This window comes from Lelliottia sp., assembly GCF_045627565.1.
Taxonomy (GTDB): domain Bacteria; phylum Pseudomonadota; class Gammaproteobacteria; order Enterobacterales; family Enterobacteriaceae; genus Enterobacter.
On record NZ_JAZQNX010000001.1, the window covers coordinates 298,854 to 314,921 of the forward strand.

Annotated in this window: 19 protein-coding genes and 1 pseudogene; 10 read left to right on the forward strand and 10 right to left on the reverse strand. The window is 49.0% G+C overall.

What is annotated here, in order from left to right; translation table 11 throughout:
* Positions 1–114 precede the first annotated feature (114 nt).
* Positions 115–1,398, forward strand: a complete 1,284-nt coding sequence (locus ACKI5T_RS01575; protein WP_407435100.1) for a YeaH/YhbH family protein — start codon at positions 115–117, stop codon at positions 1,396–1,398.
* Between the two features lie 601 nt (positions 1,399–1,999).
* Positions 2,000–2,497, forward strand: a complete 498-nt coding sequence (locus tag ACKI5T_RS01580; RefSeq protein WP_407435102.1) for a YbaK/prolyl-tRNA synthetase associated domain-containing protein — start codon at positions 2,000–2,002, stop codon at positions 2,495–2,497.
* A 23-nt stretch (positions 2,498–2,520) separates the two neighbouring features.
* Here ACKI5T_RS01580 and yoaI read toward each other — a convergent pair whose 3' ends face one another.
* On the reverse strand, positions 2,521–2,625 hold the full coding sequence (gene yoaI / locus ACKI5T_RS01585; RefSeq protein WP_223297189.1) for a small membrane protein YoaI: 105 nt from the start codon (positions 2,623–2,625) through the stop codon (positions 2,521–2,523).
* 340 nt (positions 2,626–2,965) lie between these two features.
* On the opposite strand from yoaI, the gene ACKI5T_RS01590 reads away from it, so the two are divergent.
* The gene (locus ACKI5T_RS01590) at positions 2,966–3,412 is read left to right on the forward strand and encodes a DUF441 domain-containing protein (protein ID WP_012017062.1); all 447 of its coding nucleotides are present in this window, start codon (positions 2,966–2,968) and stop codon (positions 3,410–3,412) included.
* On the opposite strand, the gene ACKI5T_RS01595 is transcribed toward ACKI5T_RS01590, so the two are convergent.
* Positions 3,396–4,187: an AraC family transcriptional regulator gene (locus tag ACKI5T_RS01595; protein WP_407435105.1), complete on the reverse strand. Its 792-nt coding sequence runs from the start codon at positions 4,185–4,187 to the stop codon at positions 3,396–3,398. The genes ACKI5T_RS01590 and ACKI5T_RS01595 overlap by 17 nt on opposite strands.
* Before the next feature lie 99 nt (positions 4,188–4,286).
* Between ACKI5T_RS01595 and ACKI5T_RS01600 the strand changes: the two genes are divergently transcribed.
* On the forward strand, positions 4,287–5,474 hold the full coding sequence (locus ACKI5T_RS01600) for a CynX/NimT family MFS transporter (RefSeq protein ID WP_407435106.1): 1,188 nt from the start codon (positions 4,287–4,289) through the stop codon (positions 5,472–5,474).
* A 32-nt stretch (positions 5,475–5,506) separates the two neighbouring features.
* Here ACKI5T_RS01600 and ACKI5T_RS01605 read toward each other — a convergent pair whose 3' ends face one another.
* Positions 5,507–6,214 (reverse strand): CTP synthase, encoded by a 708-nt coding sequence (locus ACKI5T_RS01605; RefSeq protein WP_407435108.1) that lies wholly within the window; start codon positions 6,212–6,214, stop codon positions 5,507–5,509.
* 161 nt (positions 6,215–6,375) lie between these two features.
* Here ACKI5T_RS01605 and ACKI5T_RS01610 point away from each other — a divergent pair, with 161 nt between their 5' ends.
* Complete coding sequence (locus tag ACKI5T_RS01610) at positions 6,376–6,879, forward strand: DUF523 domain-containing protein (protein ID WP_407435110.1); 504 nt, start codon at positions 6,376–6,378, stop codon at positions 6,877–6,879.
* Complete coding sequence (locus ACKI5T_RS01615; protein WP_407435111.1) at positions 6,866–7,210, forward strand: DUF488 domain-containing protein; 345 nt, start codon at positions 6,866–6,868, stop codon at positions 7,208–7,210. Before ACKI5T_RS01610 ends, ACKI5T_RS01615 begins: the two co-directional genes overlap by 14 nt.
* 1 nt (position 7,211) lies before the next feature.
* On the opposite strand, the gene ACKI5T_RS01620 is transcribed toward ACKI5T_RS01615, so the two are convergent.
* The gene (locus ACKI5T_RS01620; protein WP_407435113.1) at positions 7,212–7,517 is read right to left on the reverse strand and encodes a hypothetical protein; all 306 of its coding nucleotides are present in this window, start codon (positions 7,515–7,517) and stop codon (positions 7,212–7,214) included.
* Between the two features lie 76 nt (positions 7,518–7,593).
* A complete protein-coding gene (locus ACKI5T_RS01625) occupies positions 7,594–7,836 on the reverse strand; it encodes a DUF333 domain-containing protein (protein ID WP_407435115.1) in 243 nt (80 codons plus the stop codon).
* 309 nt (positions 7,837–8,145) lie between these two features.
* Between ACKI5T_RS01625 and ACKI5T_RS01630 the strand changes: the two genes are divergently transcribed.
* A complete protein-coding gene (locus tag ACKI5T_RS01630; protein WP_407435143.1) occupies positions 8,146–9,174 on the forward strand; it encodes a diguanylate cyclase domain-containing protein in 1,029 nt (342 codons plus the stop codon).
* Positions 9,175–9,216: 42 nt separating this feature from the next.
* Positions 9,217–9,315 carry a YoaK family small membrane protein gene (locus ACKI5T_RS01635; protein ID WP_041689378.1) on the forward strand — a complete coding sequence of 33 codons (99 nt, stop codon included), beginning with the start codon at positions 9,217–9,219 and terminating at the stop codon, positions 9,313–9,315.
* Between the two features lie 127 nt (positions 9,316–9,442).
* Here ACKI5T_RS01635 and ACKI5T_RS01640 read toward each other — a convergent pair whose 3' ends face one another.
* A complete protein-coding gene (locus ACKI5T_RS01640) occupies positions 9,443–9,691 on the reverse strand; it encodes a GlsB/YeaQ/YmgE family stress response membrane protein (protein ID WP_012017053.1) in 249 nt (82 codons plus the stop codon).
* 1,123 nt (positions 9,692–10,814) lie between these two features.
* On the opposite strand from ACKI5T_RS01640, the gene ACKI5T_RS01645 reads away from it, so the two are divergent.
* Complete coding sequence (locus ACKI5T_RS01645; RefSeq protein ID WP_012017051.1) at positions 10,815–11,054, forward strand: DinI family protein; 240 nt, start codon at positions 10,815–10,817, stop codon at positions 11,052–11,054.
* A 97-nt stretch (positions 11,055–11,151) separates the two neighbouring features.
* On the opposite strand, the pseudogene ACKI5T_RS01650 reads toward ACKI5T_RS01645, so the two are convergent.
* Positions 11,152–11,316 (reverse strand): annotated as a pseudogene (locus tag ACKI5T_RS01650) (NADP-dependent isocitrate dehydrogenase); the annotation flags it as partial.
* A 473-nt stretch (positions 11,317–11,789) separates the two neighbouring features.
* Between ACKI5T_RS01650 and ACKI5T_RS01655 the strand changes: the two are divergent.
* The gene (locus ACKI5T_RS01655) at positions 11,790–12,461 is read left to right on the forward strand and encodes an SOS response-associated peptidase (RefSeq protein ID WP_407435118.1); all 672 of its coding nucleotides are present in this window, start codon (positions 11,790–11,792) and stop codon (positions 12,459–12,461) included.
* 121 nt (positions 12,462–12,582) lie between these two features.
* Here ACKI5T_RS01655 and ACKI5T_RS01660 read toward each other — a convergent pair whose 3' ends face one another.
* The 3 genes from ACKI5T_RS01660 to ACKI5T_RS01670 form a co-directional block, all read right to left on the reverse strand.
* On the reverse strand, positions 12,583–14,436 hold the full coding sequence (locus ACKI5T_RS01660) for an ATP-dependent nuclease (protein WP_407435119.1): 1,854 nt from the start codon (positions 14,434–14,436) through the stop codon (positions 12,583–12,585).
* Between the two features lie 211 nt (positions 14,437–14,647).
* Complete coding sequence (locus ACKI5T_RS01665; RefSeq protein ID WP_407435121.1) at positions 14,648–15,916, reverse strand: Y-family DNA polymerase; 1,269 nt, start codon at positions 15,914–15,916, stop codon at positions 14,648–14,650.
* 2 nt (positions 15,917–15,918) lie between these two features.
* On the reverse strand, positions 15,919–16,068 hold a 150-nt coding region (locus ACKI5T_RS01670), incomplete at its 5' end, for a S24 family peptidase (RefSeq protein ID WP_407435145.1).

The window sequence follows — 16,068 nt, forward strand, 5'->3', positions numbered from 1 at the left end:
CCCGGCAGATCGGCTGTCGGGTGAACAAAATAGGTGAACCGTAAGCCGGATAAACACCGTTTTTCCGGCCATACGGGAACCGCATAAAGTTGGCAAATGCAGTACGGGGGGCTTATGACCTGGTTTATTGACCGGCGTCTTAACGGTAAAAACAAGAGCACGGTGAACCGCCAGCGCTTCTTGCGCCGTTATAAATCGCAAATTAAACAGTCGATCTCCGAGGCCATCAACAAACGTTCAGTCACCGATGTTGATAGCGGCGAGTCCGTCTCAATCCCGACGGACGATATTAGTGAACCGATGTTCCATCAGGGGCGTGGCGGCCTGCGCCATCGCGTTCATCCGGGTAACGATCACTTCGTGCAAAACGACCGCATCGAGCGCCCGCAGGGTGGCGGTGGCGGGTCCGGAAGCGGTCAGGGGCAAGCGGGTCAGGACGGAGAAGGCCAGGACGAGTTTGTCTTCCAGATCTCAAAAGATGAGTATCTCGACCTGCTGTTCGAAGATTTGGCGCTACCAAACCTGAAAAAAAACCAGCATCGTCAGTTAAACGAGTACAAAACCCACCGCGCGGGATATACCGCCAACGGTGTGCCGGCGAATATTAGCGTGGTACGTTCGCTGCAAAACTCGCTGGCCCGACGCACGGCGATGACGGCAGGGAAACGTCGTGAGCTGAACGCGTTGGAAGTCACGCTAAAAACAGTTGAGAACAGTGAACCTGCGCAACTGCTCGAAGAAGAACGGCTGCGCAAAGAGATCGCTGAACTGCGCGCAAAAATCGAACGCGTGCCGTTTATTGACACGTTCGACCTGCGTTATAAGAACTATGAGAAACGTGCTGAACCCTCCAGCCAGGCGGTGATGTTCTGTCTGATGGATGTTTCGGGTTCAATGGATCAGGCCACCAAAGACATGGCGAAGCGTTTTTATATTCTGCTCTATCTGTTCCTGAGCCGAACCTATAAGAACGTCGATGTTGTGTATATTCGCCACCACACGCAGGCTAAAGAAGTCGATGAGCATGAGTTTTTCTACTCGCAGGAAACGGGCGGGACGATTGTCTCCAGCGCACTGAAGCTGATGGATGAAGTGGTTAAAGAACGCTACGACCCGGCGCAGTGGAATATCTATGCAGCGCAAGCGTCCGATGGGGATAACTGGGCAGACGATTCACCGCTGTGCCACGACATTCTTGCGAAGAAAATTCTGCCGGTGGTGCGTTATTACAGCTATATCGAAATCACCCGCCGCGCGCATCAAACGCTGTGGCGTGAGTATGAACATCTGCAAACAATGTTTGATAACTTTGCCATGCAGCATATCCGCGATCAGGATGATATTTACCCGGTCTTCCGCGAACTGTTCCATAAACAATCGAGTACCAGCAACGCATGACGCAACAGCCAGCATTCATTGCTGGCTGTTTTCTTAATAGCTCACATTAATACATCGAGACTTTTATTAATCAGGATGGTGCAATTTCTTCCACTCTGTTTGCCTTTATAAAGTGCCACATCCGCTCTTTCCCGAACTTCTCGCGGTGCATTGTTACACTCGTCGTGCTCAATGGCTTTTATAAGCTCTCGACACATCTTATGGACGTGAATATGTTTATCTTTTATATCAAGAAGATAATTTTTGCCCGCTATGTCATCCTGTAATTGCGTATTTAACCAATGGCCAAAATCACAAAAAATTATGCGCATCATCACAAGTCAGGTCCGGGAGTAAAACTTCACGACTGGCAACAAACCGCAGTATATTTATCAGTCATTTGAAATGTGCATTTGTCGAATGATTCAAATCACGAACGGTAGTATCAATTTCTTTTAATTTCCTGTTCATTACTCCTCCATCGACAAATTAATTACCGGACAAATAGTCACGAGATATATATTTAGTTTTGACAAAACAGGTATATTTGTTATGGGTTTTTTTATGAATAGGATGTGCTACCGTATGAGCCCTGTATTCAAATATCACAGGCAATACAACCATGTCGGAAAAGATTAAAGGCACAACCACCCACCAGCAACTGATCTCACTGTTAACTGAGCAGGGTGCGCAATACCGGGTTGTGGAGCACGAAGCCGTGGGGAAATGCGAAGCGGTGAGTGAAATTCGCGGTACCGATCTCGGTCAGGGAGCAAAAGCGCTGGTCTGCAAAGTAAAAGGTCATGGTGTAAACAGGCACGTTCTGGCCATTCTTGCTGCCGATCAGCAGGCCGATCTGAGCCAACTCGCCAGCCATTTTGGTGGGAGTAAAGCCTCGCTCGCCAGTCCAGCAGAAGTAGACGACCTCACCGCTTGCGTCTTCGGTGCGATTCCCCCCTTTAGCTTTCATCCACAGTTGACGCTGGTTGCCGATCCGTTGCTGTTTGAACGTTTCGACGAAATTGCATTTAATGCGGGTCTGCTCGAAAAATCAGTGATTGTGAACACCGCCGATTATCTGCGAATTGCCCAACCTGAGCTGGTGACTTTTCGTCGATAATCTTGCAACGGCTGGCCCTTGGGTCAGTCGTGTTTCTCAAGAAACATCACGGATGCCACAATAATCATCGCAATGGTAAAAAATGAGGACGATATAATCAGCGTCTCAATAAACATTTGATCGTGCATATTGATTCCCCCCTTTCTTGATATGTATATCCTTTTTACTGTCCCTTAATGACAGCGGCATGACACTACCAGGTCATTCTGATGAAAAATATGGGCGCTGTAACAGTTATCCCCTTTTTTTACGCTTGCTTCGCGACAACGCGTTCCCGAGCGCTGATGCCCATAGCGAAACTGTTATTACTCTTTTTTAATTCAAGCCCCGGGAAGTGCGCTGGCGAAAAGTTGAATCACTCCTCTTCTGGCAGTTGCATAAATAAAATGTTTTTTTGATAAAAGCCTGTTTAATCACGCCTTTGCGGGTAAAGTAAGCAGGCTTACTTTTTTTGGCAAGGAAATCCTCATGTTTGACCCTACCCTGCTGATTCTGCTGGCTCTGGCAGCGCTCGGCTTTATCAGCCACAACACCACGGTCGCGATTTCAATCCTGGTGTTGATTATCGTGCGCGTGACGCCGCTGAACACCTTCTTCCCATGGATAGAAAAACAAGGCCTCACTATTGGGATAATTATCCTGACCATCGGCGTAATGGCCCCTATCGCCAGCGGCACATTACCGGCTTCCACACTTTTGCACTCCTTTGTGAACTGGAAATCGCTGATCGCCATCGCCGTGGGCGTATTCGTCTCATGGCTCGGCGGGCGCGGTGTGACGTTAATGAGTTCCCAGCCGTCGCTGGTAGCGGGTTTACTGGTCGGGACAGTTCTGGGCGTGGCGCTGTTCCGCGGAGTCCCTGTGGGTCCGCTGATTGCCGCCGGACTGGTTTCGCTGTTTATCGGGAAGTCGTAGACAGGCTGGCGATATACCGCCCGGGCGTTTGCCCCAGCCCTTTCCTGAACATCGTGATAAATGCGGTGGTGGAGTCATATCCGAGTGACTGCGCCACCTGCTGGACCGATTTGCCGCCAATCAGCAATTGTAACGCCACGATCAGCTGCAGCTGATGCCGCCAGCGGCGAAAGCTCAGCCCTGTCTCTTTCACCACCAGCCGCGCCAGATTGCGCTCGCTCATCGCAAAGTGGCTGGCCCACTGCGCCAGCGTCTGCCATTCGCCGGGTTGCTCCGCCATCATGTTGCTCATCATGCGAATTTTGGGATGCGGTGAGACAGGCAACTGCAGCTGCTCCTGCGGCTGCTGTGGGATTTCATCAAAAAGCACATCCGTCAGCCTGGACGTCGCGGCGAGAGATAACTGATCGTCTGTTTTGCTTGCCAGCGTCAGGATTAACTCGCGCACCAGCGGAGAGATTTTGAGCGTGCAGCAGCGATCCGGCAGCGACACCGCGCCGGGTTCAATAAACAGGAAACAGAGCTGTGCCCCTGGCGTCGCCTTATTGCTGTGCGGGATCTGGCCGGGTATCCAGACCGCGTATTGCGGCGGTACCATCCACATGGCGTTGTCCACTTCACAGGTGACCGCCCCACGCAGGGCGAGAATCAGTTGCCCCTTACGATGCTGATGCCGCGGAATGCGTTGCTCGTCTTCCACGACGCGAATATGAAACGCCACTGCCGCATGATGCTGGCTGTCTGGATCGTACCCGTCGAGTCCAAGACCTAACATAATGTTGTCCGATATGAGCGATAAACTGTCATTTTAGCTTGATTCAAACAGCGCTGAAAACGAGTAATGTGTGCGCTCGTTAAGAGGTAAGAGAAAACAATGACTACTGCCATCCCCTCAACCGGTAAAGATCGCCTGCGGCTGATCGCCGGTATGCTGATGATCGCCACGACGTTGCGCGTGACATTTACCGGTGCGGCTCCGCTGCTGGACACCATCCGTCACGACTATGGCCTGACCACTGCCCAGACGGGCCTGCTCACTACTCTGCCGCTGCTGGCTTTTGCCCTCATTTCGCCTCTGGCCGCAGGCGTTGCGCGTCGTATCGGTATGGAGCGCAGCCTGTTTATCGCCCTGCTGCTGATCTGCGCAGGCATTGGTATTCGCTCTCTGCCCTCGTCCACGCTGTTGTTTGCCGGAACGGCGGTGATCGGCTGCGGGATTGCACTCGGAAACGTCCTGCTGCCCGGCCTGATTAAGCGCGATTTTCCGGGTCAGGTTGCAAAGCTCACGGGCGCGTATTCCCTGACGATGGGCGCGTCAGCCGCGTTGGGGTCGGCTATGATTGTGCCGCTGGCACTGAGCGGCGCGGGCTGGCATGGCGCGCTACTGTCGCTGATCGTCTTTCCGCTTCTCGCGCTGATTCTGTGGCTACCGCAGTGGCGTCAGAAGCACACCGCCTCGTTAAGCGGCGCGCGTGCGCTGCATCATCGTGGAATCTGGCGTTCGCCCCTGGCCTGGCAGGTGACGTTATTTCTGGGGATTAACTCGCTGATTTATTATGTGATCATCGGCTGGCTTCCGGCGATTTTACTCAGCCATGGCTACAGCGAAACGCAGGCAGGTTCCATGCATGGTTTGTTGCAACTGGCGACGGCAGCGCCCGGACTTGCCGTTCCGCTGGTGTTGCACCGGCTTAAAGACCAGCGCGGCATCGCTGGATTCGCGGCGTTACTCTGCGCGGTTAGCGCGGCGGGGTTCTGGTTTGTTCCGGGTCAGGCGGTTCTTTGGACGCTTATTTTTGGATTTGGATCAGGGGCCACTATGATTCTGGGTCTCACCTTTATCGGCCTTCGCGCCGGGTCAGCACATCAGGCGGCGGCGCTGTCCGGAATGGCGCAATCGGTCGGGTATCTTCTGGCCGCATGCGGGCCACCGTTGATGGGTAAAATTCACGATGCGGCGGGAGACTGGCGCATTCCGCTTATTGCTTGCGCACTGGCGGCAGTCGTGATGGCTATTTGTGGGGTGCTTGCCGGACGCGACGGAGAGATCGCGCCCGACTAAACACAATGAAGGCAGACTGAACAGTCTGCCTTTTATCCGCGAGCGGCGTAAAGCATAGCCTGAACGAGAGGCACAGGTCGACCGACCAGCGCACCGCGTTCGTGCTGGAACAGCGTTGCCACAAAGAATGGATGCGTGACCAGCTCTACCGCACGAATTTCACCCTGTTCATCCCAGCCCGTCACGCGCATATCGCCGCTTTCAAGCTCTTTAGCGAACTCAGGGGATACGCCGTAATTGCAGTGATACCCTTCTTCAATCTCTTGTCTGCCATAAGCCTTAGCAATCAGCGTATTCGCACGCAGTTCAATGGTGTCCGTTTGTTCCACCAGCGAACAGGTAAGCGGCGCGATCACCATTCTGCCTTCACTGTCCGTTTCAGCATGTGCCGCATCATCCCAACCCAAGACATTGCGCGCATATTCAATTAACGCGTGCTGGAATCCCCCGCAGGTCCCCAGGAAGGGAATACTGTTTTCACGGGCATAACGCGCCGCGATAAAGGCGCCATCGACGTTCTTATAAGGGCTTGCAGGAACCAACCAGATTGCGTCATAGCCGACTAAATCTTCAGGGCTGAGCAGCTCGGTGGTGGCGATCCAGTCGTAATCCGCTGTTATTTCCAGCACAGCGGCGGCATCGTCAATGGCCAGGGGAATTGCCTGATGAGCAATAACATCGTGGTTATAATCGCCAACAAGTGCAATGCGAAGCGTATCTTTTAGCGGAGAGAGTTCCATAAGAGGTTCCATATGCCAGAAAAATATTCAGATAACATAAGGAACCCCAGCCTACCGATCTTTTGCCCGTATCACAATACCTTAAATTGGAGGGGGAAAAATGTGGTGTTATAGTGTGTTAGCGTATTTCCCCCCCCCTTCATTGGACCGACTTAAACGCCATGAAAACCAAAATTCTGGTGAGCGCATGCCTGATGGGCCACAAGGTTCGCTATAACGGCAGCGAAAAGGCGCAGATTTCCGACACGCTCCAGCGTTGGCAGCAGGAAAACCGGCTGGTAACGCACTGCCCGGAGCTGGCCGCAGGGCTGTCGATTCCGCGTTTATCCGCCGAAATTGTGGCAGGCAGTGGAAAAGATGTCATGGCAGGGCACGCGTCTATCCTGGAAAGTGATGGCACTGACGTCACCGGGCATTATCAACTGGCCGCCTGGCTGGCGTTACGCGCCGCACTGGCGTCAGGTTGCAGCGCGGCGTTGCTGACGGACGGCAGTCCCACATGTGGCAGCGAGTTGATTTACGACGGCAGTTTTACCGGGCAGAAGCGCGCCGGAATGGGCGTCGCCGCTGCACTCTTACGCGAGCACGGTATTCAGGTATTTTCCGATAACCAACTCATGGAGCTTATCGCCTGGGTTGAGGAGAGAGAAAATGATTCAGTGTAAACGCGTCTATGACGCTGCGAACGAAGATGACGGATATCGGATCCTGGTCGACCGACTCTGGCCGCGTGGGATTAAAAAATCTGACTTAACCTATGACGAGTGGTGCAAAACGCTTGCACCTTCCAGTTCGTTGCGCAAAGCGTTTCACAGCGAGACGCTTGATTTCACCTCTTTCAGCCAAGCCTATCAGCAAGAGTTAGCCCAGCACGAGGACGAAGGTCAACGTCTCGTCGCGCTGGCGAAAAACCAGACCGTGACGCTGATTTACGCAGCCAAAAATACTGAGCAAAACCACGCATTAGTGTTAGCCGACTGGCTGCGGCACAGGTAATTTAATCGAGCATGAGTTCGTCGAGGATTTGCGGGGCTTCGTCAGGCGTCAGCGGCATCAGATGTTCAGGACGGATAAACGCAAAACCGTGTTGCTTATCGAAGGCATAAACATCACCGGTCACCAGCCAAAGTGCACGGTCCGCCGTAGCAGGGAGTTCCGTTATCACACCGTTGACGGGATTCAGGAAGCGCAAGCCCGGCTGACAAAGTTCAAAAAGCTCAACGGATTTGCCGATATTACAACGCCCTGCGGACGTGCGGGCGCCAATAATCATAGCCAGACTACCCGGTTTTAACTGAAACATTCTTCTCTCGCGATGTGCTAGCCCGAAGGCTAAGATAATTCCTAAAGAGAATTGTATCGCAGTCAAACCTTGGCTGTCACCTGGCAGGCGTCGGGTGATCGCGTCGAAACAGATCCCATTCATCCAGCACTTCACCGCCAGGCAGTTTACATTCGGTGCGTAAGCCCTGTGGGCTTTGCATCGGAACCCGCTCTCCGCCTTTCTTCACGCAGTAAACGGCCGCTGGATTTGCCATGCCAATTTGCGGCGGTTTAGGGGCTTCTGGGGGCGTGGAACAGGCGGCTAATGGCAGCGCCATTGCCAGCAACAGATATCGCATAACGGTGTCCTTTTGATAAACAGAGGCCTAAGCGTAACGACTGAGCGCTGTTTTCTCCATGATTTCTCCATCAATTCTGCACTTTTTCGCCCTACAGTGAGCGCGTTCTCCTTGACCAGAGAACATCATTCCGTAATCAAGATGTCTTTGCCCCGCTTCAACCGCGGGGCCTTTTTCTCACCCAAAATAGCAGGCACTTCTGCTGATATATTAAATTCTCTGTATTCGTGTTTTACTACGCCCCACAGTCGAAAAATTCAGCATAGCATGCAGATACTGACGTCTTCTGCATGGGAGTCTACCCACGTCATGTCGGATATTATTCTTGCCCGTGTTTCAGAAACTCTCGCAACTGAACAATCACTCGAAAGCCTGGTACGTCAACTACTGGAAATGCTTGAGATTGTCACCGAAATGGAATCGACCTATCTCACGAAAGTCGATATCAACGCACGCTTGCAGCACATTCTTTATGCCCGCAACAGCAAACAGATGCAGATCCCCGAAGGGCTGAGCGTTCCCTGGGGTGAAACGTTGTGCAAACGTGCTATTGAGAGCCGCTGTTTTTACAGTGATGATGTTGCGGAACACTGGGCGGATTGTGATGCAGCCAAAACGCTGGGCATAACCACCTACATGAGTATTCCCATTCATCTGGCGGATGGTTCGCTGTACGGTACGCTTTGCGCTACCAGCTCGGAAAAGAAAACGTTGAGTCATCGCGGGGAGCAGGTGCTACAGCTGTTTGCCGGTCTTATCGCGCATTACATTCAAAAAGAGTCGCTGGTCATGCAGTTGCGCGAAGCAAATGCTGCGCTGATCGCCCATTCGTATACCGATGCGTTAACCGGGCTACCGAATCGCCGCGCGATTTTTGAAAACCTCACCACCCTGTTCTCGCTCGGGCGCCATCTCAAGCGCAATGCGATCATCGCCTATATCGATCTGGATGATTTCAAACTGATCAATGACCGTTATGGCCATGAGACCGGCGATCAATTTTTAGTTGAGGTCGGTAAGCGGTTAACCACGGGCCAAACGGAGGACGATATTGTCGGCCGATTAGGCGGTGATGAGTTCCTGGTGGCGTGCCTGAGTAAAGGCAACAGTGACGTTGATAACGCACAAATTACTATTCTCAGAAAGCAGGTTAGCGCCTGTATCGCGGGAGAATATGGATTGGGAAACGTCCATATCGTCTACCCTGGTGCCAGTTTAGGCGTCGTATCTGTCGACCCTTCACACATTGATGCTGACGGTGCATTACGCGCCGCAGATGCGGCAATGTACCGCGATAAAAAAGAGAAAAACAAAACGCGCTTTCTCGCACTGGATTAACCCCGTAAACTCTGGCTGCAAATAAACCCATAAGGTAATGTCATGCGGATTGGAATTGTTTTCCCGGTCGTTATTTTTATAACGGCAGTGGTGTTTTTAACGTGGTTTTTTGTTGGCGGCTACGCCGCTCCGGGGGCATAAGTGAGAAAGACGACCATCATTATGTTAATCATCGCCGTTGTGGCTGTCGCGGGCAGCCAACTCGGCTGGTGGTGATCCAAACGGAAAAAGGCCGCCGGAAGGCAGCCTTTTTTGACGATTTCAGTGCTTAGCTTTTGATTTTTCTGTAGATAAACAGAACGACCAAGGCACCAATGACTGCGACGGCAAAGCTGCCGAAGTTGAAGCCATCGACCTTACCAAAACCGAACAAGGTGCTGATCCAGCCACCGACCACGGCACCAATGACACCCAGAATTACGGTGACGAAGAACCCACCGCCGTCTTTGCCCGGCATGATCCACTTCGCCAGAATCCCCGCAATAAGACCAAAAATAATCCAGGATAAAATTCCCATAGTTAGCTTCCCTCTCTGTTTGGTTTTTGTTACTAAATCAACAACACAGAAAAGGATAGCACAGGATCTCAGAAAGGAAATTTGTGATAGGTATCACAGTGTTTAGTTGCGCATTTTATCGACAACAAAAAAATAACCTGCCACACAAAAGATGGGGTTGCATCTTTTGATGAGAAGAATTATCTTTCTCATTACTGAATAGTTGAGTAAAACGCTCAGGTATTTAGTACGACATTGCTCACATTGCTTCCAGTATTTCTTGCCCACTTTTTAGTGGGCTTTTTTTTGCCAACGTTCCGGCGTATCACGCGATGGCCATCAGTACGATGCGTTACAGGACATGATGTCGCATAGCCGCTTTCACATCGCAAGAGCAAAACAGTGGAGTGGAGCAGATTCGCATGGCGATCACCCAGATGGCTCACGTAACTCAGCAAAACGCCGCGTTAGTTGAGGAAGTGGCAACGACGGCATCAGGTTTGAATAGCAGGTAAACTTACTGACGCAATCTGTGTCGATCTTTAAAGTCAAACAGACGTTCTGATGACGCTTTAAGGCAATTAACAATGTGTCCGGGAGCGAGCATGCTCCCGGATTCTTGTCACGAAGACGGTTGGCAGACGAAAAATCTCAATGCTGGGTAGTCTCACCGGCGCTGTGTTTGGGTCCTAACCGCCCTGCCTCAATTAAGATTTCTTCGATCAACTCTTCAAGACATTCTCTTCCGTGGTGGTCGCAAATAAGATGCACCTGCCGAGAAATCTCATCCGTTTTCATGCCGTCACACAACGCTGATTTCAACATTATGGACGCCCATCGTTTCGCTTCAGAATGAGTCAGCATAAGCCCTCCCGCTGGTTGTTACCTCTCTAAGCGTAGCTGGCCGAAAAGGGTTTGGTGAATTTTTATACCGCCTAAGTGTGACACTTCTTTTCAAGCGGAACGCATTTCTCATTGGGTGCCGCAGCTGTGAAATGAGCTAATTTTTAACTCGCTTTGAAACAAGATGAAATCAGACGCATTTATCAGAATGATTTTTAAGCCTCATTTATCTGCAGCATTCTTGACTCTTTCCGCGTGACCAGTGAAAATGCTGTATATAAAAACAGTTATCGAGGTAAGTATGTTTGTTGAACTCGTCTATGACAAGCGTAACGTTCAGGGTCTGGTCGGTGCGAATGACATCATTCTGAATGAGTTAACCAAGCGCGTGCATCGCATTTTCCCTGATGCGGTTGTAAAGGTTAAACCCATGCAGGCGAACGGCTTGAACAGCGATGCCAGCAAAAGCGATCGTGAAAAATTGAACCGTATGCTTGAAGAGATGTTTGACGAGGCCGATGCCTGGATGGTGATGGAATAAAAATGACGTTTTGGGGAGGGTTTTGGGGAAGAAATTTGGAGAGGCAATAAAAAAGGGAACCCTCAGGCTCCCGTTCTTGTATAACCCAGAGACTGGATTACATGTTCGCGATAATCGCGTCGCCAAACTCTGAACATTTCAGCAGCTTAGCATCGTCCATCAGACGTTCGAAATCGTAAGTCACGGTTTTGGCGTTAATCGCGCCTTCCATGCCTTTCACGATCAGGTCTGCGGCTTCGAACCATTCCATATGGCGCAGCAGTATGTTTATAGTTTCGATGCAACAGACTGATATTAAAATGAAATGCAAAAAAATCCTGTCACCTACAACAATCTTTGAGGGTTTTGTAAGCCATTGATAATCAATACTTGTTTTTTGGTTTTGATAACCACTTTTCACATGTAAGGTACAATTAATTATTAATGGAAAAGTAATAACAAGGGATTTTAAATCATGTGTGTTAATCATTGAAATCAGAAGGTTGCACCTTTTTTTCGCCATTGTTTTGTAAATTGAATTTGCATGAGATCAATCAGTTGCGAGTACTTGAAAATCATAATGGCGAAAGAATTTCTCATGATTTTTGCATAGTCGCTTCCAGAAGTTGCACTTGTCTATTTACCGAATTTTCCTATCCAAGCACAATCACACCGATTCGTTTGTAAGACTTAATCAGCGCGCTGCTTTTCCTTACTATCCTATACTTTCAGTCTGAATTTTGGCTGGAGGTTTCTATGTGTGGACGTTTTGCACAAGCCCAAACACGTGATGAATATCTGGCATACCTTGCCGACGAAGCTGATCGCAACATAGCATATGACCCGGAACCAATCGGTCGGTACAACGTAGCGCCAGGCACCAAAGTCCTTTTGCTTAGTGAACGCGACGAGCAGTTGCACCTTGATCCTGTGTTTTGGGGTTATGCGCCTGGGTGGTGGGATAAATCTCCGCTAATAAACGCACGGGTCGAAACTGCAGCTACTAGCCGAATGTTCAAACCGTTATGGCAACACGGTCGGGCGATCTGCTTTGCTGATGGCTGGTTTGAATGGAAAAAGAAAGGTGACAAGAAACAGCCATACTTCATTTACCGCGCCGACGGGCAACCAATCTTTATGGCGGCGATCGGCAGTACGCCATTCGAACGCGGTGATGATGCGGAGGGATTTCTCATTGTGACGTCTGAGGCTGATAAAGGACTGGTCGATATCCATGACCGACGGCCGCTGGTATTGTCACCAGAAGCAGCAAGGGAATGGATGCGCCAGAATGTTGGAGGGAAGGAAGCGGAGGAAATTGTTGCCAACGATTCTGTGTCAGCAGATAAATTTATCTGGCACGCTGTTACGCGTGCCGTGGGCAACCCAACAAATCAGGGGCCGGAGTTAATCGAGGCTGACCTCTGATGTACAAAAGACAGAGCAAACACGTCTGCTTTGAGCGAGAAGCAGACGTGAACATTATACTTTTCAGAAATTTGGAGGGAACACCAAGTAAATTATCCGTAACTGTACCTCGTTACGTCTTTTATCTCAGAGCATTTTCAATGACTCTTATAACATCATCCCCTTTATTCAATTCGATAGGAAAACCATTAACATTCAAAATTTTGCTGTTCATTTTTATGGTTAATTTTTCCTCCTCTACGAATAGATCAAAAATTTCAGAACGTTCCCTTAAAATTGTTTTGCAAAGTATTTTGAGTTCCTGAGTATTGGTGCCAGCATTTAACCTACGCATAGCAGGAGCCGCTACAGACAACAACACATCCCTCAATGAATCCGCTTCATTTATTTTTTCACTAAGTGAAGCAAACATAATGCACCGAACAATCTCCGGTACAAGAGTCTCTAACTGTGCTGAGGAAAGCGTATCTAAAAATGCGATTTCATCTACCGCTGCACTTGGTTTACCTTCTGAAGTAAATACATCTGATGACTGATAGTATGATTCAATAGCCCCCTTACGAAGAATGAAACAGCCAGCTACTTCTAGTAAGTCGAGCACTGTTTCAATTCTACGCTTTATTGCTACCCACTGGGTACTATTTGAAAGAGACATTAAATCTGAATCGTTTATACTAAATAAGGTACTGAAAGCTGATCTTCTTTTTGCTTGAATGTCATCAGCATCACTTTTGTTTACCCAGTATGGATGTTCCATCGCTTTTTGAGAAATATCACCCCAATTATCAAGAACTAAATTACAGAAATCACTATATACTGTTGTGGCAATTGATATTGCTGATTGAGCCCCCAAGATAGAGGCCTTTTGATCTGCTTGAAGGCAATCTGATAGAAAATAATTTGTTAATTCAAGGTTGTCTGCAAATGCATCAGCATCGGCGAGTATAACTGGAGTTTTACCAAGGAGCCGAAAGAATTTAGAAACAACTGGCATCTGGCCAGTACCTATAACAGGCAGTATTTGAGAGCCAGCAGCCTCTAAATGTAATTCTAATTTCTTGGAAAGAAAACTACAAATTAATCTATCTGAAGGACCTTCAACTAATAATGGTCGTTTGCAAAAAAGGGAAAGTTTATGCTCCTGACCTAGTCTCGCAACCAAAGCTTGAATTTTTCTATTTTGAAGCTCTCCGACAGAAGGATCAATTTGTACTGGAGGCGTTTCTAGATCGTGGCAAAAAATAAGTGATTGTAAATCCCCTACTTTTAAAACATTAAGCATTTCAGTTGAATGGGTTGCCATTACAATAATTTTCTTAAATCCACCTTCTGAATAGTGTCCAGCTGCCGATATTATTTCATTCAGAAGAAAAGCTTGTAGCTGTGGATGCAATGAAACCTCTGGCTCATCAAGCATCAATGCACCTACATCATCGTCATACAGTGCAGCCAAAATCCCTACTAGATGTAGCAATCCTGAAGCCTCTCTTCCGGATGAATATGGGGCACTCTTGTTATCCAGTCGAACAAAGACTACCTTTAATGTCCCTGCATCCCACTCAATGATTAAGTCTCGCTTAAAAAGTTTTATGAGGCGTTCTTGAACTTTTATTAGAATGTCAGCCCTTTCTGATAAAGTTTGGAAGTCACCATTTAATGTTTCAATATTATGTCTTCGTTGGACATCACCTTTTGATCCAAAATTTGCCTGATCGTAGTTAATGTGTATTCCTCTATGACCATCATAATCAGAGCGGTTTATCTCAAGCATTCCCATTCTTCCTGCGGAAAGGAACCTAACTTTTTTATCAGACAAATGTGTCGTAATTGATGATTTTATCGCTCTCAATAAATGAGTTTTTCCACTACCGTTTGGTCCAATCAATACGGTAAGGCCACTTCTCAATGTTATCGAGCGGTTAAAAGTTCCATTATGGCTTTGAATGGTTGTATTTAATTCAATTGGAAAAGTCATTTCGATCCTTGTTGTGCATTAAAATTAAAATAATGTAAAATGTCCGGAAGCCGGAATTATTTTTGCCTTTATCATGAATTACACTCACTTTAACCTAATTCCAAATTGACTATTATACAATCTTTTTCTAATAGTTTTAATACACTCACGGAAAAATAGAGAGGTATTTGTCCCCTATTGGCACAAAGCGGTCCTCAACAATCGATTCGACCTATCGAACCCTTAGCAAATCAGAAACACGAGTGGTATATCGGGGAGAAAGCATTTCACGTTTCATCTGCCAGTGCTGCTGTATACCCTGCCCAGCAAAGTAGAGCGTCCCTTTTCCACCTTTGGCATTTAGTTGATCGAGAACTTCCATTAGTTGCGTGCTATTGCATCGGGGAGCGCTCTCATCGAAGAGGTTTAACTGGGCAACGCCCTGACTGAAGAAATCACCGAGCATGATCCCCGCCTTCTGATACCGATGTCCATCCTTCCAGATGGCGTCCAGGCATTTAGTAGCAGCGTTTATAATGTCCCGGCTGTCCTGGGTGGGAGTTAGCAGCTTCACTGATGAGCTGTTTCCGTAATAGGGTTCATTAAGTGCGAAGGGTGACGTTTTAACGAACGCCGAGATAAAACGGCAATACTGATGCTCGCCGCGAAGTTTCTCGGCACCACGCGCAGCATAAGAGCATATTGCCTGGCGCATCAGTTCGTATTCTGTGACACGTTCGCCGAAGGAACGGCTGCAGACGATTTCCTGCTTTGCTGGTGCAAACTCTTCCAAATCAAGACAAGGCTCGCCGCGAAGCTCCCGGACCGTCCGCTCCAGAACCACATTAAAGTGCTTGCGGATAATCCACGTACTCTGCTCCGAGAGATCTAAAGCAGTCTTAATACCCATTGCATTGAGCTTTTTACTGATACGCCTGCCGACACCCCAGACGTCCTCAACAGGAACAACAGCAAGCAGCCTGCGCTGACGATCAACGTTTGAAAGGTCAACCACCCCACCAGTCTGCCGCTGCCATTTTTTCGCAGCATGATTTGCGAGTTTAGCTAAGGTTTTCGTCTGAGCAATACCTACGCCTACCGTAAGATGAGTCCGCTTCAGAACCGTAGCGCGAATCTCTTTGCCAAAATCAGTCAGGTCCCGACAGTTCCGTACACCGGTCAGGTCACAAAATGCTTCGTCAATACTGTAAATTTCGACGCGGGGGCTCATTTCTTCCAGCGTTGTCATCACCCTGTTGGACATGTCAGCGTAGAGCTCGTAGTTACTGCTGAAGCAAACAACGCCAGCGCGCCGGAACAATTCCTTTTGCTTGAAGAAGGGATCACCCATGGTAATTCCTGCAGTCTTGGCCTCGGCCGATCTTGCAATTACACAGCCATCATTATTCGAGAGAACGACCACTGGCCGCCCCCTCAGGTCAGGTCTGAATACCGTCTCGCATGATGCGTAAAATGAATTCACATCGCAGAGCGCAAACATATTCAGCCTGCAGACTTAACAATAAAGGTAACGACGCCAAACACATCGAGGGTATCTTCGCTGCCAATAATGATTGGGCTGTAGGCGCTGTTCATTGGATTCAATTGAACGGTAGGCCGAAGCTGCAGACGCTTGACAGTAAACTCCCCTTC